Genomic DNA, 21,098 nt, shown 5'->3' on the forward strand with positions numbered 1-21,098 from the left:
GCAAAAATTATTATATCACAGCTTCAACCTCTTTTCTTTACAATCAAATCTAGCCCCACTTCTATCAATCCAGAACTAATTAAAATTACTATAAACTCCAAAACATCAAAATGAATTTTTCCAAATGCACTAGCAACAATAATACTTCCAACAATTATGGCAGCGATACCTTTTGGAAAACTTCTTATTAATTTGTAAATTCCAAATCCAATTATCAGAAAACCAATTAGAAAAATAAAAGAATATGAAAAGGAAAAAAATACCGAAAATAATATTAAAATCCCCAACCCCAATAAAATGAAACCCATTAACATAAACACACCTCACATGAAAAAGTCTGTAAGCTCAGCTTCAATTTCTAATTCATAATCATCTTTTCTAAATTCTTCTTCGAAAATATCCTCAATTAAGTACTTTAAAACCAAGTATGAAATTTCATTATTAGTCATTTCTTTAGTTTGGTTTTCGTCCAAAATTACATAAACAACGTTATTGTCATAAATAAGGCCTTTTATAACGTTGTCAGAAACCTCAGACACAATCACATCAGAAACAAGACTATTATTCAATGAAAGCTTTTCTGAAAATACCCTTACTTCAGAAAATTCAAAATCATCAATATTTGAAAAAAATAAACCCTTAAATAAGACCAATTCACCATCTTTTGAAGTTTCATATAATTCTAACTTTATTCTACCAAAATTTTGATTAGATTTAATCTCACATTTTAGACCATTTTCATGATATTCAGAAAGATTTTTCACGATTTTTGTTAAATAATCCTTCTTATTCTTTCTTACATATTTTACCGTAAAACTATCAATAAATCTCATTCTATTCCTCCTCTAAATTTAAATTCTGGAACCAATTTTCTTGCATATTTGCACGCTTTTTCAAAATTAAAACTCTTCAAATTTTCTAAAATTTCAAGAGAAATTTTCTTTATTTCTTCTTCATTAAAAGGTTTATCATATCTCACACTAAAAATTTTTGGATGTTTGGTTCTATTTGCCGTTTCATATGGATAAAATAATTCTTCGTACAATTTTTCACCTTTGCGAATTCCCGTATAAACAATTTCTATATTGTCCCTCCCTAAGATCTTTCCAAGTTTTCTAGCAATCTCCTCAATTGGAATTTGCTCTCCCATATCTAAAACAAAAAGATTACCATTTAAAATTGTTGATTCCAAAACTAGTGAAACTGCTTCTGGAATACTCATAAAATAACGCCTCATATCAGGATGTGTTATAGTTACTGGCTTTCCCTGCTCGATTTGTTTTTTAAATTTCCAAAGTACACTGCCACGGCTTCCTATAACATTACCAAATCTTACAATTGAAAACCTTGTAGAACATTTCTTAGATAATATATAAAGTTCAGCTATTCTTTTACTCAATCCCATAAATGACGTTGGATTAACTGCTTTGTCAGTTGAAATAAAAACAAATTTTTCTACATTAAACTTACACGATATATCTGCCAAATTTATTGTACCAAAGACATTTACTCTTATTGCTTCATAAGGATTTTCTTCCATCAAAGGTACATGCTTATGAGCTGCTGCATGAAAAACTATATCTGGTTTGAACTTTTCGAAAATTTTTTCCATCCATTCTCTGTTTTCTACGTCACCAATTGCTCTAAAAATTCCAACATCTGCGTATTTCTCATTCAATTCTTCAGAGATTTCATATATACTATTTTCTCCTCTACCTAGTAATATCAACCTCTTAGGTTTTTGAATGACAATTTGTCTACAAAGCTCACTCCCTATACTTCCGCCTGCCCCTGTAACTAAAACAACTTTATCTTTTAAATATTTACCAATTTCTTGCAAATTTACATCAATAGGTTTTCTTCCAATAATATCTTCAAGTGAAATATTCCTTATATCATCTATCTTTACTTTTTCACTAAGGATTTCCTCAAAAGAAGGAATAATTTTTACTTTTACTTTACTCAAATCAACTAAATCTATTATTTGATTTACCTTATTACTAGTGATTCCAGGAATTGCTATTATTAATTCATCAAAGTCTATAACCTTTGAAAGTTCATCAATTTTAGAAATTGGACCATAGACTTTCTTACCCATAATAGTTCTTCCAATTTTAGATTTGTCATCATCTACAAAAGCTACTACTTCACCTACTTTGTTTTTTTCAATATCTTCTGCCAAAGAAACCGCCATATTTTCAGTTCCTGCTATCAAAAATTTTCTTGTGTGATTTTTGGAAGTTTGCACAAAAAATTGGTACAGAAGTCTTCCTGTTAATATAAACATAAATGAGCCAAGAAAAGTAATTATGCCAACAGACCTAGGCAAAACAATTGATCTATGAAAGTGAAAAAACATAACTGTTAGTAGATAAGCAAAAAGTGTTCCTCTAAAAATAACCAAAAAATCTTTTTGATTAGCATATCTCCAAACTATCTTGTAATTTCCATTTAAAACATAAACAACTGCAGCTATAATAACGTAGAAATAGATAGACTCATTATACTTATCCATTTCAACAAAATCAAATCCAAACCTTATAAACAAAGCTGCTATACCAGCAATAACGGTTGCAAAAACATCTAATACAAATAATAACAACTTTCTTTTCAAAGAAAATCACCTCAAACTATATGTTCAATTTCTCCATTTAAATATCTAATTTTTTCAACAATATTTTCATAACCTCTTAAAACATGAAAATCATTATGAACCTCAGTGGTACCTTCGGCAACAAGACCAGCAATTATTAAAGCAGCAGTTGCCCTCAAATCTGTTCCTTCAACTTTGGTTCCACTTAATTTTTTTACTCCATTGACAATAGCTGTACCATCAACAACTCTTATGTCTGCTCCCATTCTAACAAGTTCATCAATATGGTGAAATCTATTTTTAAAAACATTTTCCACAACCATGCTAACACCATCAGCCAATGAAAGATAAACTAAGATTTGTGGTTGAAGATCGGTAGGAAAACCAGGATAAGGTTGAATATTTATATTTATCCCACTCTTTTTACCTTCTCCATCTACAAAAACTCTGTTTTTTTCAATGATTACATTCGTACCTGTTTCTTTAAGAACTTCCCATAATATTTCCAAATGTTCTGGGATTATTTCCTCTATATAACCCTTTCCCCCAGTTGCAGCTATTGCAATAGCATACGTTCCTGCCTCAATTCTATCTGGCATCACTTTGTATCTTCCACCAATTAATGAATTAACCCCTTTAATTACTATTTTTCTACTTCCCGCTCCTTGAATTTTTGCGCCTAAAGAATTTAAAAAATTTTGAAGATCAACTATCTCTGGCTCCATAGCAGCATTTTCTATAACAGTAATTCCTTCCATTAAAGCTGCAGTTGTCATTAAATGCTCCGTTGCACCAACACTTGGAAATGGAAGATTAATAATTACTTCTTTTTCCTTTTTTCCCCTTTTTATGTATACTTCTCCATGGGCTATCTCAACTTCAAAACCCAATTTTTTAAATCCCATTATATGATAATCAACTGGTCTGACTCCTATAGCACAGCCTCCTGGAAGTGAAACTTTGCTTTCACCAAGAATAACAGCAAGCGGGCCTGCGACATTAAAAGAAGCTCTCATTTTTCTAACTAAATCATATGGAACAACATGATTTTCTACTGTTCCATTTAAAGTAACTTTATTATTTTCAAATATTACTTCTTTTCCAATTTTTCTCAATATTTCTATCATTGTCTGAACATCTAAAAGATCTGGAACATTTTCAATTTCTAATTTTTCTGAACTCAATATAGTAGCCGCTAAAATAGGTAATGCAGAATTTTTTGCACCAGAAATTCTTACATTTCCATTTAATATTGAATTTTTTACCTTAAAATATCCCATTTTATCATCCTTTATGCTTTTACTATATTTAATAATTCTTCTAAACTTGTTGAATCATGTGGATAAACTGCCATTTTAATTTCAAATTTTACATCTGGAATTTTCAATTCAATAAGGTGTTCTATCCTATTTTTTACGGTTTCAGCATTTTCTTTTGTAATCTCTGTTAAAAGTACCAAGAAAGAGTCATAAGAATATCTTCCTATGCTATCAAGTGGCACTCTTACTGCTTCTCTAAGAACTTTACCTAATGTAATTATAATCTGTTCTTTTTCAAAGTCCTCTTTACTATTAATATCTAAAAGTTTGATCATCACTATCGCATATTCAAAATTCTCTTCAAATGCTTTTTGATGATAATAGCTTATCAATTTTAAAATGTGTTCTTTTGAATATACACGAGTAAGTGGATCAACCATTCTTTTCGTTCCAAGATCCTTAATAAAATCGTCAAAAGCTTCAAATTGCTTTTTCACTATCTCTGAATATTCATTTAAAAGTCCTTCAAGTTCATTTTGTCTCGATTTTAAAAACAAAACTTCATCTTCAAGTTCTTTAATTTTTGCTATCAACTCTTCTCTTGTCATTTTTTCGTATTCACTCATCCCTATCTCCTCCCAAATTATTCTTAATATAATCATTTACAATAAAATAAATCCTCTTTGTTTTTATATCTGGTAAATTCAACTTTAATACTCCATCCTTTATTTCAGCAAGATAAATTCCCATCTTAATAAGTGCCAAACCGTAAGGTGTATTTTTTGATAAAAATATTTTTGCATTATTTATTTGAACATTATCAAAAACTTCAAGCTTTCCTTCTTTCAAAAATCCTTCTACTTCAAAATTATCAGTAACAACTGTTACTTCAACACTATCATACCACCATTTTTTTACAAAAATAAACTTTCCTGTTTTTTTTGCTATTCCTAATATTTTTTTATCATCTGTCAATATTACTCCAGGAGATTCTATTCTATAGAAATATATTCCCTTTTCTGTGTAAGATAAAGGTAAAAGCTCATTCTTCGTTTCATTAAATATAATTACTTTACATTCATTTTTACTTTCAAAAGTATTCACAAGTCTCATCTTTAATGAAAAAAAAGGTTTAGAAAAAACACTAAAATATTCCCCCGTAATTTCAACTACTTTACCATCCAAAATAAAATTTATGGAGAATAAAAACAACGTAATTAGCAACGACACCAAAATTACTTCTACCTTATTCATTCATTCCTCCTCAATCTCGAAAGAATTGAAACTTTATCAAGGACCATACCTGCTCCACGTGCTACACATGTCATTGGCTCATCTGCAACGATTGCATTTATTCCTGTTTCTTTTTCAATTAAAGTTGTTATTCCTCTCAAAAGCGAACCTCCACCTGCAACAACTATTCCACGTTCAGTTATATCTGCAACCAATTCTGGAGGAGTTTTTTCAAGTGTTGCTTTAGTTGAATCTATTATTTGCATTACTATAGGTTTCAAAGCTTCTCTAATTTCTCCTCCCTTTAACACCAATTTCTTTGGAAGACCACTTGATAAATCTATTCCTGTTACTGATGTTTCAAGTTCATCATATTCCTTGTCAGGGAAAACATTGCCTATTTCTATCTTAACTCTTTCAGCAGTTCTTTCACCTATAACCACCCTATACACTTCACGAACATATTGAATAATAGCATCATCTAATTCATCTCCTGCAACTCTAATAGAAGTCCAAGTAACCAAGCTCCCAAGTGAAATTACTGCAATTTCAGTTGTACCTCCTCCAATATCAACAACCATATTTCCAGTTGGTTCCTCTACATTTAAATTTGCTCCAATTGCTGTTGCCATAGGTTCCTCTATTAAAAAAACCCTTTTTGCACCAGCTTCATTTCCTGCTTCAAGTATTGCCCTACTTTCTACTTCAGTTATTCCAACTGGAACACCTACAACAACTAATGGCCTAAACAAAGAAAATCCGTTTTGTGCCCTATTAATAAAGTAGGAAAGCATTGCAAGTGCAACGTTGTAATCTGCAATTACTCCGTCCTTTAAAGGTCTAATTGCCTTTATATAAGCAGGCGTTTTACCTATCATATTTTTCGCTTCATTCCCAACTTTTAAAACCTCATCTGTTTCTACATTTATAGCAACAACAGATGGTTCATTAACAACTATACCTTTATTTTTGACATAAACTAATGTATTTGCAGTACCCAAATCAATCCCCATGTCGTATCTTTTAAACATGCTAACACTCCCTTAAAATTTCTTCAAGCTTTTTTATAGCTTCTTGCACTTTACCGAAATCTTTACCTCCGGCTTGTGCAAAGTCTGGCCTACCACCGCCTCCACCACCTAAAACCTTTGAAAGTTCTTTTGCAATATTTCCTGCATGTAACAACTGATTAGATTTTTTCTTCTTAACAATTAAAACAACTTTTTCTCCCACTTTATCAAATAATATTACAAGGTCTACTCCTTTATCAACCAATCTGTCTGCTACATCCCTTAAAACATCAACTTCTAATCCTTCAAACTTCTCTACAATATACTCTACATTGTTAATAACCTTCTTATTCTTATAAATACTGTCTATGTCAACCATCTTCTGTTTTAAGCTCTTTATCTCAGAATTTAACTTCTTTATCTCTTCTTTCATATTTTCAATTCTTCTAAAGACTTCGTTATCATTAACTTCAAGAATATTTTTCACTTTAAACCAATTATTTTCTAATCTTTGCAAATACATTAAGCTATTTAAACCAGTAATTGCTTCAACCCTTCTAATTCCAGCACTCACTGAACCTTCTGAAATTATCTTAAATAAACCTATCTCTCCAGTATTTTTCACGTGAGTACCACCACATAATTCCTCACTAAAATTGCCAACTTTTACTACTCTAACTTTATCTCCATATTTTTCTTCAAATAATGCAATTGCTCCCTCTTTAACTGCCTCATCGTAGTCCTTTTCTTCTACAATAACGTCTATAGCTTCAAGAATAACATTATTTACCAGCTTTTCAACCTGTTCTATTTCATCGGAACTTAGTGCATTAAAATGTGTGAAATCAAATCTAAGCTTTTCACTTTCGACCAATGAACCAGCTTGTCTAACATGCGTACCTAAAACCTTTCTCAATGCCGCATGTAAAAGGTGTGTTGCTGTATGGTTTCTTGCAGTTGCTTTTCTCTTTTCTATATCAATTTTTGCATAAACTTTCTCACCTACTGATAATTTGCCTTTTAACTTTCCTCTGTGAACTATTATTCCCTCTGTTGGTGAATAGACATATTCGACCAAAAATTCTCCATTTTCCCCCTTAATTATTCCGGTATCAGATACTTGCCCACCTTTTTCTGCATAAAATGGTGTTCTTTCTAATACAATTTCACAATCAGCGTCTTGTACCTCATTAACAAATTCAGATACTTTTATTGCAAGAACTTTAGAATATTCCTCATATTTTTCATAACCTACAAATTCACTTTTTAATTTCAAATCTTCATAACCTGTTCTTTTTGTAAATTCAATATCACCTGCAGCGTTCTTTGCAAGCAATCTCTGCTTTTCCATATACTCATTAAATCCTTGCTCATCAAGAACATATCCGTTTTCTTCTGCTAAATCTCTTAAAATATCTAGTGGGAATCCATAAGTATCATATAATTTGAAAGCCATTTCTCCACTTATCTTTCCATTATTTTCACGGACTATTTTTTCAACTAATTCTAAACCCTTATTTAGGTTCTGTAAAAATCTCTTTTCTTCACCTAAGATTATTTCTTTAGTAAAATCTTTCTTTTCAACAATTTCAGGATAAACTTTTCCCATTTTATTAACAACAGAATCTACCAATTTGTGTAAAAAAGGTGCATTTGCTCCCAACAATTTTCCATGTCTTGCAGCTCTTCTCAAAATTCTTCTTAGCACATATCCTCTACCTTCGTTAGAAGGAAATACCCCATCTGAAATTAAAAAGACTAAAGCTCTTATATGATCTGCAATAACCCTTATAGAAACATCTATCTTTTCATCTTTTTTATATTTCACATTCAATATATTACAAATTCCCTCAATTATAGGAGCAAATAAATCCGTATCAAAATTGTTATAAACTCCTTGCATCATAGCTGCCATTCTTTCAAGGCCTGCTCCAGTATCTATATTTTTTCTCTTCAAAGGAAGTAAATTACCATTTTCATCCTGATAAAATTCTGTAAACACCAGATTCCAAATTTCTACAAATCTACCTTCTGTGTTCGCTGGTGTTGGCTCTTTTCCATCACTTGTAGGAACATCTCTTTGAGTATCATAAAAAATCTCAGTATCAGGTCCACAAGGCCCCGTAGGACCAGCAGGCCCCCAGAAATTATCTTCTTTTCCAAGTTTCAAAATTTTCGAAGAGGGAACACCAATTTTTCTCCAAATTTCATATGCTTCATTATCATCTTTATAGACAGAAACCCACAATCTTTCTTCAGGAATCTTCAAAACTTGAGTCACAAATTCCCATGCCCACTCAATAGCTTCTTCTTTAAAATAGTCACCAAATGAAAAATTACCAAGCATCTCAAAAAATGTATGATGTCTTGGAGTTTTTCCAACATTTTCTATATCAGTAGTTCTCACACATTTCTGACAAGTTGCAATTCTAGTATAAACAGGATCAACCTTTCCCCAAAAAATAGGCTTAAAAGGAACCATTCCTGCAATAGTAAATAAAAGTTGAGGATCATCAGGTATCAAAGAGGCACTCGGCAGTATTTTATGTCCCTTTTTTTCAAAAAACTCTAGAAATAATCGTCTTATTTCATCGCTTCTCATGCAGCAACCTCCTTATTTTAACTAAATAGTTTTAAAAATATATAAATAACAGGTGCAACAAACAATAATCCATCTATTCTATCCAACATTCCACCATGTCCAGGCATAAAACGCCCTATATTTTTTAATCCATACGCTCTCTTAATAGCTGATTCAAAAATATCACCAGCTGTATCCATTACCCCTGTAATTATTGCAAAAGCTATAGAATACCACAAAGGTATACTATAACTAGAAAAGTTATTTACAATCACAAAATAAATAAGAGTATAAACAAATGTACCAAAAATTCCTCCCAATAACCCTTCATAACTCTTATTAGGACTATATACTTTTGAAAGCTTGTGCTTTCCAAAACTTAATCCAAAAAAATATGCAAAGCTATCATAAGCCCAACTTAAAGTTAAAGTTAAAAGTGCAATAGCTGCCCCATAAAACTTATACAATGGAATAAAAAATGAAAGATTCATTGATATATAAATAAATGAAATTGAATATACTCCAAAAAATTCCATTACAATTTCTTTATTTTTAACAACAAACAATGTAAATACAATTCCAATTATATATAGAACACTTAATAATTCCATAGGTTGCTCTAAAAACCAAATTCCAAAAAGCAAAGGAAATGCAGATAAAAGTGCAATGTAGACAACTAATATTCCATTTTTTCTGTACTTCTTTAATGTTGCAAACAAAAGCTCAGAACTTGCAAGTAAGACAATTGCCGAAACAAGTCCTATCAAACTTTGGTACGAAATAAAACAAGCAACCACAAATGGTGCCACAATTAACGCTGAAATTAAACGAACTTTAGTTTCTTTAGTCACTTTATCCCCCCAAAACGTCTTTGCCTTTTATTAAAATCTTCAATAGCCCTATCTAAATCTTCCCTGGAAAAATCCGGCCATAAAACATCCGTAAAGTAAAGTTCACTATATGCCGATTGCCAAGTTAAAAAATTACTTAGTCTCATTTCACCAGATGTTCTAATAATTAAATCTGGATCTGGAATATCTGGAAAATACAAAAATTCTCTAAATTTTTCTTCATCTATATCATTTATTTTAGAATCTATTATCTTTTTTATTGCATCTACTATTTCGGCTCTACCTCCATAGTTTAATGCCATATTGACAACTATTTTATCATTGTTTTTAGTTTTTTCCTGATATTCCATACAAATATTATATATTTTTTCACCTAATTCTTTTAATCTTCCACTAAAAACTAACCTTACACCTTCCTTATTCATTCTTTCATAAAATTCACCAATTTTACTTTGCAAAAGCCCAAAAATAAAATTTACTTCACCTTTTGGTCTTTTCCAATTCTCAGTTGAAAATGCATAAAAGGTGGTGTACTTTACACCATACTCAGCACACCACCTCACTACTTCCTCAATTTTATAAGCACCGGCATAGTGCCCATACATTCTAGGCTTGTTTTGCCTTTTTGCCCATCTTCCATTTCCATCCATTATAAAAGCTATATGATTCAACATAATTAAAACTCCATTATCTCCTTTTCTTTCTTTTCAAATAGCTTATCTAATTCCTCAATATATTTATCCGTTAAATTTTGAACTTCTTTTTCAAGTCTTTTTTCATCATCTTCTGAAATTTCACCGTTTTTTGTCATCTCTTTCAGTTCTTTAATAACATCCCTTCTAATGTTTCTTATAGCAATTTTACCATGTTCAACAATTTCTTTTGTCTTTTTTACCCATTTTTGTCTTTGCTCAGTTGTAGGACTTGGGAAAACTAATCTTACAACATTTCCATCATTTGTCGGATTCAATCCAAGATCACTTGCTTGAATGGCCTTTTCAATAGCACTTAAAAGGTTCTTTTCCCAAGGTTTAATAATCAATGATCTTTCTTCTGTAACATTAATAGTTGCAACCTGATTTATAGGAGTAGGCACTCCATAATAATCAACCTTAATTTCTTCCAATAGAGCTGGTGATGGCCTTCCCGTCCTTAATTTTTTTAATTCCTCATCAATAGCTTCTACGCTTTTTTTCATCCTTAATTCTGCTTCCTTTAAAATAGGGTCCTTCATTAAAACACCTCCTATATTAATTTATCATTTCATTAAATAATTATATCATGGAACTTGTAAAGTTAACACTTTAGATATTGTTTCTCCAGCATCAAGTTTAAATATTACATCATATTTTCCTGGAGCCGGAAATACTAAAGGTAAAGTAACCAAATTCAAACCTCCATATCTTCCAAGCAGGACCTTTACATTACTTACCTCATAGGAATAATTTATTTTGGGAATAATTATAACGACTTTATTGAAATATAAATATCTCTCCTTCTCGCTATGATTTAAAATTTCGAAATTGAAGTTCACCTTTTTACCAGATACAACATACTCATCAGAATAAATGTTAAGATCTAGATCTTTTAAACTTTTTTCTGGAACTTCAATAACATTTATATTTTTAGAAATAGTTTCAATACCACTTTTAGAGTAAATTGTACATTTTAAATTATAACTTCCCTTTTTATTTATTTTGAAAATATTTGATGATTCAAAAAACATCTTTTCTCCTGGCTTTAAACTGTATTCTTGAGAAAATACATCCGTATAAGTTTTATTATTAAGTGTCCATTCAATTTTTGTTGGATTTAAAACAACAGTTGTTGCAGTTTTATTTTCAATAACTAACTGTGGAATAATATTTTCACCAATAGAATAATATGGGTCAGTAGTTATTTCTTTTAGAATCTCCTCCTTTACAGAGAAATTAAAAGTATTCTTTATCAATTTACCATCTAAATACATTTCTACACTTACTGTATAAACTCCAGATTTTAAGTTCTTTAAAGATACTTCACGAGAAAGGTCAAAAACTAAAATACTTTCTAATTTGTCTATGGTGGAACTTATTGTAGAATCATAATAGAAATTATACACTGGAGCATTCTCTCTTAAGATTTGAAATTTGAATCTGTCAATCACAAAATTTCTTTTGTAATTTCTAGTATTTATCAAAAAAACTTTCGATTGGACTTCTTCGTCAGAATAAATTTCTGAAGGCATTTTAATAGCTATTTGATAACCATCTACAATTGTTGTATCTTTCCCCTTTATACTATTAAATAAAATGAACAACACAACAACTAAAAAAACATTGAAGAAAAGGATATAAACACTTCTTCGTCTATATGACTGTATTTCTTCTTTTAATTTTCTTTCTTTTTCTTCTATTTTCTTTCGATAATTTTCATTCTTCATTGCTACCACCAGTTACTCTTAAAATTTCCTCAATAGTTGTTTCTCCTTTAAGAACCTTATACAATCCATCTTCAAATAGCGTTCTCATTCCATTATTTTTTGCAGCTTTAGTAATTTCTATAATTGATGCTCTGTTATTTATCAAATATCTTAATTCATCATTAACAATTAAAACTTCATTTATAGCAGTCCTACCTTTATAACCCGTACCATTACAAGCATCACAGCCAACTGCTTTGTACGCATATGGCTCTAATTCTGGAAAGAGTTTTCTAGCAATGCTTTCAAATTCAGGATCAAGTTTTTCCTTTTGTGCACATTTTGTACATACTTTTCTTACTAATCTCTGACCTATTACTCCAATTAACGCAGAACTTATTAAACTTGGATCAATTCCCATATTCAACAAACGATCAACAGCACCCGATGCTGTATTTGTATGTAAAGTCGAAAGGACCAAATGCCCAGTAAGAGACGCTTCAATAGCAAGATTCGCAGTTTCCTTATCTCTAATTTCTCCAACCATTATAATGTCAGGATCTTGCCTTAAAAATGCCCTTAAATACCTTGCAAAAGTCAAACCTATCTCCGGATTTACCTGACATTGAGTAACACCTTCAATAGTATATTCAACTGGATCTTCTGCTGTTACAATATTTACTCCCTCATGGTTTAGAGAATTTATTATTCCAACAAGCGTAGTACTCTTTCCACTACCTGTTGGCCCAGTTACCAAAATTATCCCATATGGATGTTTTATCAACTCACTAATTCTTTTAAAGTTATAATCACTATAACCTAATTCTTCCAATTTTTTATTTGATTGTGACACTCTTAAAATTCTTAAGACAACTTTTTCACCATTAACAGAAGGCATTGTAGAAACCCTAAAATCATACTGTTCATTATTAATGTTCAAATAAAATTTTCCATCCTGAGGAATCCTTTTTTCAGTAATATCAAGGTTAGACATAATCTTAATTCTTGCAACTACTGAACCATGACTCGCTTTTGGATATTCTGTAACTTTTTTCAAAACTCCATCAATTCTATATCTGACTATCACATTTTTCCCTTTCATTGGCTCAATATGAATATCACTTGCTTCTAGTTCTATTGCATGATTTAAAATATTGTTAACCAACCTAACAACCGGCGTTTCTTCAGACTCTAATTCTTCTATTTTTATTTCCTCTTCCTCGTTAACTTCTTCGCTATAAAGCTCTTCAGACACATCAAAATCAACTTTTTTTTCAGCATTCATATCCATTAATAGTTCATCAAATATGCTTGGAGCAACCAAAAAGACTTCTATATCTTTACTTAGCAAAAACTTTAATCTCCTTTTAATCAAAGAAAGATTATATACATTATCAGTAACAACTATTACCTTACCATTTTCTTCCTTAATTGGAATAACCCTCAATTCTTCTATTAACTCTTTCTTCAAATTTAGATTTAGTGCAGGATCTATAGTAGGTTTTTCAGAAAAAAAACCTACTTCATATTGTTCAGCTAAAGCTTTTACGATTTGCTGCCATGTACAAAATCCAAGTTCAACTAAAACTTCTCCAATAGGTTTCCTAGTTTCTTTTTGAACTTTAAGTGCATACTCTAAATCATCTTCAGTAATTATCCCCTTTTCAATTAAAATATCCCCCAATCTTTTATACTTTTTCTCCATCATCCCCCATTACCTCCAAACCAAATTTGAATATAGCGGGAATATCATCATCGCTGTAAAGAAAATCTTCTTCTCTTTCAAGTCCTGTTGCTATAAGCGTGACTCTTAATTCATCTTCTGGAATTTCTGGATCAACAATTATTCCAAGCTTTAAATCTGCATCTTCACTACATGTTTGCCTGATAATCGTTGCAGCCTCTTGCATTTCATGTAACTTAAAGGTTGTTGATGCTGTAATATTCATAATCAACTTGGTTGCATTTTCAATAGGATGTTCAACTAGTTTACTTTCAAGTGCTCTACGTGCAGCAACAGTTGCTCTATTCTCACCCTTTGCAACACCAATACCAAGCATGGCTGCTCCTGCATTTCTCATTACCGATTCAATATCCGCAAAGTCAAGGTTAATAATTCCACGTTTGGTAATAAGTTCTGAAATACCTTTTATACCTTGATATAAGGTCTCATCAGCTTTCGCAAAAGCTTCTACAAAAGGAATATCCCATGATAATTCTTCAAGTAGCTTATTATTGCTTATTTTAATTAAAGTATCCACGTTTTTATGTATTTTCTTTACTCCTTCCATTGCAGCTTTCCATCTAGGTGCACCTTCAAAATAAAATGGAGTAGTTACAACTGCTACGGTTAAAATACCTAGACTTTTGGCTATTTCAGCAATAACTGGTGCAGCTCCTGTGCCAGTTCCACCTCCAAAACCAGCTGCTATAAATAACATGTCAATTCCCCTTAACATTTCTTCCAGTTTCTTTTTATCTTCAAGTGCTGCCTCTTCACCAACTTTTGGGTTACCTCCTGCTCCTAACCCCTTCGTTAACTTCTCACCAATCTGGACTATTTCATCAGCTTTGCTCACTTCCAACACCTGAGCATCGGTATTAACAGCAACAAAACTTACATCATCTATACCAAATTCAATCATACGGTTGATAGCATTACAACCTGCTCCACCAACACCTACAACTTTTATTTTTGGCATTATTTTGGAAAAAACTTCTTCCCTTTTTACCGAAAATCCCATACATTATTCCCCCTTAAATAATTTTCTCAGAAATTCTGAAAAAGCACTTGATGACTTATTTCTCGGTTTATTTAACGTATCTATACCCTCTTCTTTTTCAAATTGTAGTATATTTCCAAAGGCTGCCGCAAACTGCGGATCAGACAAAATTTGCTCATTTTCCTCAATTATAAACTCTTCAGTATTTATAAAACTTCCAACCCTTACGGAACATTTCATTACATCCGCAGCAACATCAGTTATTCTAGGTATTTTCGCACCACCGCCTGTTAAAACTATTCCACCAGGAATCCCCAAATCTCTAAATTCTTTATAATCCATTGTTGCATCTCTATAAATTTTTCTAACATTTAAAAATATTTCTCTAAGTCTTGCATAAATTATACGTGCAAGAAGTTCTCTGTTTGTTTCAAGCGTAGTTCTTCCATCAAGGGCCTTATATTCTATAATAGAAGGTTCTATATTTTGAAAAATTGCTATTCCATATATCTTTAATAGCCTTTCTGCTTCATAAATTGAAGTTTTTAATATTTTTGCAATATCAAGAACAACATACTTCATAGATTTAGGTAATCTTACAAATCTTATAGGAGCATTATTTAAAAATATGGTTACAACTGTAGAATAAAAACCTAAATCCACATGCATTACCCCGCTATCTTTTTCAAAACTAGTCAAAACAGCCTCAGCTGCTGAAATCGGAGAAATATAATAATCTGCTTCTCCCAAAGTCTCCCTAGTAGCATAATCAACTATGCTTCTGTGAATGCTATCCCCCATTATGATGGAATATACTGCCTCTAATTTTTTTGCACTCATATCAACTGGATTAAATACTATTTTGTTTTCATCCAAAATATATTTCTTTATATATGAATGGTATACATAATTATTTTCGCCAAGTGCAGTATTCAAAACAAGTTCTTTAATTTCATCAACATGCTTTTCATTTACAGTTACTAAATTATCTCCTTCAGTCAAAAGTAATTCTTCTCTAATCTCTTGAAGTTTAAAATTTCCAACGCTTGAGGAAACCAAAAAATCACCTTTTAAAGTTTTACCAATTTGCTCTTCTAAATTCTCAATTATCTGATTCATTGCATCGTTCAAGGCGACCACATCTTTTATATCCCCGGACTCTATACCTTTAGATTTTAAATTTGAATAAGCAACAACTTCCTTTCCTTCATTAGAATAATTTACAACAACCCCCTTAATGCTGTCATTACCTATATCTATTGAAACTACTGGATCCCATTTTCCCATACCTTTCACCTCGCTTTAACTAACATTTCATCCGAAATATAGTAAATTCCTAACGGTTCAATATAGTTATACACTATTTTCAATTTTTCAAAATACATTTGAAAATCAAAATTTTCATTAAAATATATTTTGGCGTTATTATTCAAAACGATATAATTTTCATTAAAATTTATCTCATACACGAAATCTGGTATATTTTCTGGTATTTTTTTAAAAAAATTTTGCTTTATTTTTCCAGAATAGTCATCTACAAACTCTTCAGGAATAACTATTACCGGTAAACTTTTTAAAATCTTGTAGTCTTCAACAATATCAACAATTTTTCCACTATTAGAAACTACCCATAAATCACCTTTATATGGTAAAATAAACTTGTAAGCAATTGAGTTTTTATGGCTAAAATCAATTGCACTTATTTTCTTAACATGAAAATCGTTATAAATTCCAATAAAAAGAATCAAAAACACAATAACCCAAAGAAAATAATATCTATAATTATCCATCAAAGTATATTTTATCACAAATAATATGTAATTATCAAATGAGTGGAGCGAGGAGGCGCAGCTTTAAAGCTGAGGAAAGTCCGGACTCCGTGGGCAGGGTGCCGGATAACGTCCGGAGGGAGTGATCCCTGGACAGGGCCATAGAGAAGAAAACCACCACTGTGGTAAGGGTGGAACGGTGAGGTAAGAGCTCACCAGGTATGGAGTAATCCATACGCTTGGCAACCCCCACCCGGAGCAAGGTCAAGCAGGGTTTGGGTGGCCCGCCCTATAACCCGGGTAGACCGCTTGAGGAATTTGGTAACAAATTCCCAAGATAGATGCCTCCATAAACAGAATCCGGCTTACCGCTCCACTCATTTTACAAAAAATGTTATAATTTTATTGAATAACTAAAATAGATAGGAGGTTGTTAAAATGTATGTAAACACTAAAGATATTTTAGAAAAAGCTAGTAAAGAGTTTTATGCTGTTCCAGCATTTAATATTAATAACTTAGAGTTCCTTATCGCAATTTTAGAAGGAGCAGTAGAAAAAAATGCACCTGTAATAATTGAAACAAGTGAAGGTGCGATAAAATATGCTGGAAATGGCGATCCAATTAGAGGAGCAAAATTTTTTGTAAATCTAGTTAAAGGATATGCTGATACTTTAAACATTCCTGTTGCATTACACCTAGACCATGGTAAAAATCTAGAATACATTGCTGCAGCAATTAAAGCTGGTTATTCTTCAGTAATGATCGATGCTTCACACGAACCATTTGAAGAAAATTTAAAAATTACTAAAGAAGTTGTTAAATGGGCTCATGCAGCTGGTGTCTCAGTTGAAGCAGAGTTAGGTCAACTTGCAGGTATTGAAGATAATGTTTCTGCTGAAGAAAATGTCCTTGTTGATCCACAGCAAGCAAAAATATTTGTTGAAGAAACAGGAGTAGACTTTCTTGCTCCAGCAATTGGAACAAGCCATGGAGCATTCAAATTCAAAGGTGAAGCTAAATTAGATTTTGAAAGGCTTGAAAAAGTTAAAAAACTAACAAATATCCCATTAGTATTACATGGGGCATCAAGTGTTCCTGCAAAATATGTTGAACTTGCTGAAAAATATGGTGCAGATCTTGGTGGAGCTAAAGGCGTTCCAGCAGAAGAAATCAAAAAATGTGTAAAACTTGGTATTAATAAGGTAAATACTGATACAGATTTAAGAATAGCATTCCTTGCTGGCTTAAGAAAGAATCTAACTGAAAACGTTAAAGAATTTGATCCTAGAAAATACTTTAAAGAAGGAATGCAATTTGTAAAAGATGTTGTTATGGATAGATTAGAATTTTTAGGTGCTTCTGGTAAAGCTATATAAAAAAAGAAAAGGAGGCAAAGTTATGATTGTATTAGTTGTAAACAGTGGAAGTTCTTCTATAAAATACCAACTATTGGATATGGATAACGAGAAAGTTCTTTGTAAAGGCTTAGCAGAAAGAATCGGAATCCCTGGAAGCAGAATAGTACATAAAAAAGACGGCGAAAAATTTGTTATAGAACATCCAATGACAAATCATGATGAAGCATTACAGCTCGTTCTTCAAACACTAAAAGATGAAAAAATGGGTGCTATAAAAGACTTTAAAGAAATTGATGCAGTTGGGCACAGAGTTGTTCATGGTGGAGAAAAATTTTCCGGTTCTGTTTTAATAGATGATGAAGTTATAAATGCAATAGAAGAATTTTCATACCTTGCTCCACTACATAATCCACCAAATCTAATGGGAATTAAAGCAATTATGAAACTTTTACCTGGAGTGCCTAATGTAGCTGTATTTGATACTGCTTTCCATGCTAAAATGCCTAAAAAAGCTTATCTATATGCTATTCCATATGAATATTACGAAAAATACAAAATTAGAAGGTACGGATTCCACGGAACAAGCCACAGATATGTTTCAAGAAGAACTGCTGAAATACTCGGATTAGACTACAATAAATCAAAAATTATAACTGTTCACTTAGGAAACGGAGCATCAATTGCAGCAGTAATGAATGGGAAAAGTGTAGATACATCTATGGGATTCACACCACTTGAAGGTTTAGTTATGGGAACTCGCTCTGGGGATCTAGATCCTTCAATTGTAACTTTCTTAATGGAAAAAGAAGGTTTGAGTGCTGAAGAAGTTTATACAATTTTAAACAAAAAAAGTGGTGTGTTAGGACTTACAAGCAACTTTAGTTCAGACATGAGAGATATAGAAGACAAAGCTCTTGAAAATGATCCATTATGCAGGTTAGTACTAGATATTTACGAGTATAGAATTGCAAAATATATAGGCGCATATGTTGCGGCAATGAATGGAGTTGATGCTATATCATTTACAGCTGGAGTTGGAGAAAACTCACCAATTACACGTGAAGAAATTTGTGAAAACTATTTGAGCTACCTTGGTATTAAGATAGATAAAGAGAAAAACAATGTCAAAGGTGAAGAAAGAGTAATTTCAACTCCTGACTCCAAGGTTAAAGTTCTTATTGTCCCAACCAATGAAGAATTAATGATTGCAAGAGATACTAAAGAAATAATTGAAAAAGGAATTAAAAAACTAGAATATTAATTATCTGGGCTGGTGCTTTTGCACCAGTCTCTTTTCAAGAGGTGTTAAATATGATCATAAAAAAAAGATACGTTTATATAGATACTCCTCAATTAATAAAGAGTGAAAATATTGAAGAAAATAAAAATTTATCAAGTGAATATAATAAAGAAATTCAAAAAGATATACTTCTTGAAGAAGCCAAAAAAGAGGCTATAAAAATTGTTAATGAGGCAAAAACAAACGCAAAAAATATTATTGAATCTGCAAAAAAAGAAGCCGAAGAAATAAAAAATAAAGCATTAGGCGAAATATCACAAATAAAAAATAAAGAACTCGAAGAAATAAATCAGAAAATAAATGACCTTAATCAAAAAATCATTTCAATAAGCAATAATTTTGAAGAAAAGCTAGAAAAAAAAGTTAATGAATTAAGTAACGACATGTTATATTTAATAAAAACAATAATTCAAAAATTTTTAGAAAAAGAAATAGATGAAGAAGTAACAAAAAGAAAACTTGAAAAAGTTTTAATGCATATTATAGGAATGAAAAACGTAAAGCTTTACCTAAATCCAGAAGATATAAAGTTGCTCGATGAGGAAACTTTAAATCATTTACGTTACCGAGGAATAGAAATAATAGAAGACAATAATGTTCATTCAGGCGTTATAGCCGAAACAGAAAGCGGCACTATTAACACCAGCCTGAATTTTCAAATAAAATTAATAAATGAAATAATCGATGAGGTATTAAACAATGAATAGATTAGAACTTTTAAAAAAGAAAATTGAAAATTTTAATCCTTATCAAAAGATAGGATCAGTAAGTAAGATTGTCGGATTAACTATAGAATCAAAAGGGCCAGATGCCTTTTTAGGTGAATTATGTAAAATTATCACCGACTACAAAAAGACCCTCGCTGAAGTAGTTGGTTTTAACGATAATGGAATAATATTAATGCCATTAGAAGACATAAGTGGTCTAAAAAAAGGTTGTCAAGTATTAAAAACAGGTGAATATGTTAGTGTACCTGTTTCTGAAGAGTTACTCGGAAAAGTTATAGATTCTCTTGGAAGACCGCTTGATGGTACAAAGATATACACAAAAGAAAAAATACCTATAGTAAGAGAAGCTCCTAATCCATTAATTAGAAAAAGAATTACTACTCCTATCTCTGTTGGAGTTAGAGCAATCGATGGTTTTTTAACATTAGGTTATGGTCAAAGAATCGGTATCTTTGCAGGCAGTGGTGTTGGAAAAAGTACATTGCTTGGAATGATTGCCAGAAATACTTCTGCAGATATTAATGTTATTTCATTAATCGGTGAAAGAGGAAGAGAAGTTAGGGAATTTATTGAAAAAGATCTAAAAAAAGAAGGCTTAAAACGCTCAGTTGTTGTTGTATCTACCTCTGATCAACCCGCTCTCCTAAGAGTTAAGGCATTACTTACAGCAACTTCTATAGCAGAATATTTTAGGGACAAAGGTTATAACGTCCTCTTAATGGTTGACTCACTTACAAGATGGGCAATGGCACAAAGAGAAGTGGGACTTGCAACAGGCGAACCTCCTACAACGAGGGGATATCCACCAAGCGTCTTTGCAGGGTTACCAAAAATATTAGAAAGGGCTGGTAATTCTGATAAAGGAAGCATAACCGGTATATATACTGTTCTTGTTGAATCAGATGATTTTAACGAGCCTATATCGGATACTGTAAGGGGTATTGTTGATGGTCATATAATATTATCCAGGAAACTTGCAGAATCTGCTCACTATCCAGCAATTGATATTTTAATGAGTGTAAGCAGGCTAATGAATGATATTACTAGAAAAGAACATAAAATTGCAGCATTGAAAATTAAAGATCTTCTTGCCACCTATTACGATGCAAAGGATTTAATAGATGTTGGAGCGTACAAAAAAGGTACGAATCCAAAAATTGATAAAGCAATAGAATTAATTGATGAAATAAACAAATTTTTAAGGCAATCCGTTGATGAAAAAATGAACTTTGAAGATACTGTTGATTATCTAATTTCAATTGCAAATAAAATCTAAAACTTTTTAAGAAAG

Annotated in this window: 20 protein-coding genes and 1 other RNA gene; 5 read left to right on the forward strand and 16 right to left on the reverse strand. The window is 31.5% G+C overall.

The genetic code is table 11. The features are described 5' to 3' along the window. Positions 1-23: 23 nt before the first annotated feature. From HNP65_RS01115 to HNP65_RS01190, 16 genes are read right to left on the reverse strand one after another with little or no spacing between them, the layout of a single operon-like run. Complete coding sequence (locus HNP65_RS01115; RefSeq protein ID WP_246348152.1) at positions 24-314, reverse strand: LiaF transmembrane domain-containing protein; 291 nt, start codon at positions 312-314, stop codon at positions 24-26. 9 nt (positions 315-323) lie between these two features. After that, positions 324-833, reverse strand: coding sequence for a hypothetical protein (locus tag HNP65_RS01120; protein WP_184618554.1), 510 nt, complete (start codon positions 831-833; stop codon positions 324-326). Next, complete coding sequence (locus tag HNP65_RS01125) at positions 830-2,614, reverse strand: polysaccharide biosynthesis protein (RefSeq protein WP_184618555.1); 1,785 nt, start codon at positions 2,612-2,614, stop codon at positions 830-832. Before HNP65_RS01125 ends, HNP65_RS01120 begins: the two co-directional genes overlap by 4 nt. An 11-nt stretch (positions 2,615-2,625) precedes the next feature. After that, on the reverse strand, positions 2,626-3,873 hold the full coding sequence (murA, locus tag HNP65_RS01130) for a UDP-N-acetylglucosamine 1-carboxyvinyltransferase (protein ID WP_184618556.1): 1,248 nt from the start codon (positions 3,871-3,873) through the stop codon (positions 2,626-2,628). An 11-nt stretch (positions 3,874-3,884) separates the two neighbouring features. Continuing rightward, positions 3,885-4,478 carry a GGDEF domain-containing protein gene (locus HNP65_RS01135; protein ID WP_126992336.1) on the reverse strand — a complete coding sequence of 198 codons (594 nt, stop codon included), beginning with the start codon at positions 4,476-4,478 and terminating at the stop codon, positions 3,885-3,887. Then, positions 4,471-5,106, reverse strand: coding sequence for a hypothetical protein (locus HNP65_RS01140; protein WP_184618557.1), 636 nt, complete (start codon positions 5,104-5,106; stop codon positions 4,471-4,473). Before HNP65_RS01140 ends, HNP65_RS01135 begins: the two co-directional genes overlap by 8 nt. Continuing rightward, the gene (gene mreB, locus HNP65_RS01145) at positions 5,103-6,116 is read right to left on the reverse strand and encodes a rod shape-determining protein (protein ID WP_126992334.1); all 1,014 of its coding nucleotides are present in this window, start codon (positions 6,114-6,116) and stop codon (positions 5,103-5,105) included. The genes HNP65_RS01140 and mreB overlap by 4 nt, the downstream gene beginning before the upstream one ends. A 1-nt stretch (position 6,117) precedes the next feature. Beyond that, a complete protein-coding gene (gene alaS, locus HNP65_RS01150; protein WP_184618558.1) occupies positions 6,118-8,697 on the reverse strand; it encodes an alanine--tRNA ligase in 2,580 nt (859 codons plus the stop codon). Positions 8,698-8,714: 17 nt separating this feature from the next. Next, the gene (locus tag HNP65_RS01155; RefSeq protein ID WP_184618559.1) at positions 8,715-9,527 is read right to left on the reverse strand and encodes a phosphatidate cytidylyltransferase; all 813 of its coding nucleotides are present in this window, start codon (positions 9,525-9,527) and stop codon (positions 8,715-8,717) included. Then, the gene (gene uppS / locus HNP65_RS01160) at positions 9,524-10,201 is read right to left on the reverse strand and encodes a polyprenyl diphosphate synthase (RefSeq protein WP_184618560.1); all 678 of its coding nucleotides are present in this window, start codon (positions 10,199-10,201) and stop codon (positions 9,524-9,526) included. The genes HNP65_RS01155 and uppS overlap by 4 nt, the downstream gene beginning before the upstream one ends. 2 nt (positions 10,202-10,203) lie before the next feature. Continuing rightward, positions 10,204-10,761 (reverse strand): ribosome recycling factor, encoded by a 558-nt coding sequence (gene frr, locus HNP65_RS01165; protein ID WP_184618561.1) that lies wholly within the window; start codon positions 10,759-10,761, stop codon positions 10,204-10,206. A gap of 45 nt (positions 10,762-10,806) precedes the next feature. Further along, positions 10,807-11,949, reverse strand: coding sequence for a hypothetical protein (locus tag HNP65_RS01170; RefSeq protein ID WP_184618562.1), 1,143 nt, complete (start codon positions 11,947-11,949; stop codon positions 10,807-10,809). Then, entirely contained in the window at positions 11,939-13,636 is a 1,698-nt protein-coding gene (locus tag HNP65_RS01175; protein WP_184618563.1) for a GspE/PulE family protein, read from the reverse strand. Before HNP65_RS01175 ends, HNP65_RS01170 begins: the two co-directional genes overlap by 11 nt. Next, complete coding sequence (ftsZ, locus tag HNP65_RS01180; protein ID WP_126992327.1) at positions 13,617-14,672, reverse strand: cell division protein FtsZ; 1,056 nt, start codon at positions 14,670-14,672, stop codon at positions 13,617-13,619. Before ftsZ ends, HNP65_RS01175 begins: the two co-directional genes overlap by 20 nt. 3 nt (positions 14,673-14,675) lie before the next feature. Next, positions 14,676-15,938 (reverse strand): cell division protein FtsA, encoded by a 1,263-nt coding sequence (gene ftsA / locus HNP65_RS01185; protein WP_184618564.1) that lies wholly within the window; start codon positions 15,936-15,938, stop codon positions 14,676-14,678. A gap of 5 nt (positions 15,939-15,943) precedes the next feature. After that, complete coding sequence (locus HNP65_RS01190; protein ID WP_343043439.1) at positions 15,944-16,405, reverse strand: DUF4894 domain-containing protein; 462 nt, start codon at positions 16,403-16,405, stop codon at positions 15,944-15,946. Positions 16,406-16,480: 75 nt separating this feature from the next. Here HNP65_RS01190 and rnpB point away from each other — a divergent pair. The 5 genes from rnpB to fliI all read left to right on the forward strand — a co-directional run bounded on the left by rnpB (position 16,481) and on the right by fliI (position 21,083). Then, an RNA gene (gene rnpB / locus HNP65_RS01195) (RNase P RNA component class A) lies at positions 16,481-16,804 on the forward strand. 54 nt (positions 16,805-16,858) lie between these two features. After that, a complete protein-coding gene (gene fba / locus HNP65_RS01200; protein WP_184618566.1) occupies positions 16,859-17,797 on the forward strand; it encodes a class II fructose-1,6-bisphosphate aldolase in 939 nt (312 codons plus the stop codon). A gap of 22 nt (positions 17,798-17,819) precedes the next feature. Next, on the forward strand, positions 17,820-19,040 hold the full coding sequence (ackA, locus tag HNP65_RS01205) for an acetate kinase (protein WP_184618567.1): 1,221 nt from the start codon (positions 17,820-17,822) through the stop codon (positions 19,038-19,040). A gap of 50 nt (positions 19,041-19,090) precedes the next feature. Next, positions 19,091-19,786 carry a FliH/SctL family protein gene (locus tag HNP65_RS01210; RefSeq protein ID WP_184618568.1) on the forward strand — a complete coding sequence of 232 codons (696 nt, stop codon included), beginning with the start codon at positions 19,091-19,093 and terminating at the stop codon, positions 19,784-19,786. Next, a complete protein-coding gene (gene fliI / locus HNP65_RS01215; protein ID WP_184618569.1) occupies positions 19,779-21,083 on the forward strand; it encodes a flagellar protein export ATPase FliI in 1,305 nt (434 codons plus the stop codon). The genes HNP65_RS01210 and fliI overlap by 8 nt, the downstream gene beginning before the upstream one ends. Positions 21,084-21,098 lie beyond the last annotated feature (15 nt).

The sequence above is a fragment of the Thermosipho japonicus genome, from assembly GCF_014201655.1.
Classification (GTDB): domain Bacteria; phylum Thermotogota; class Thermotogae; order Thermotogales; family Fervidobacteriaceae; genus Thermosipho; species Thermosipho japonicus.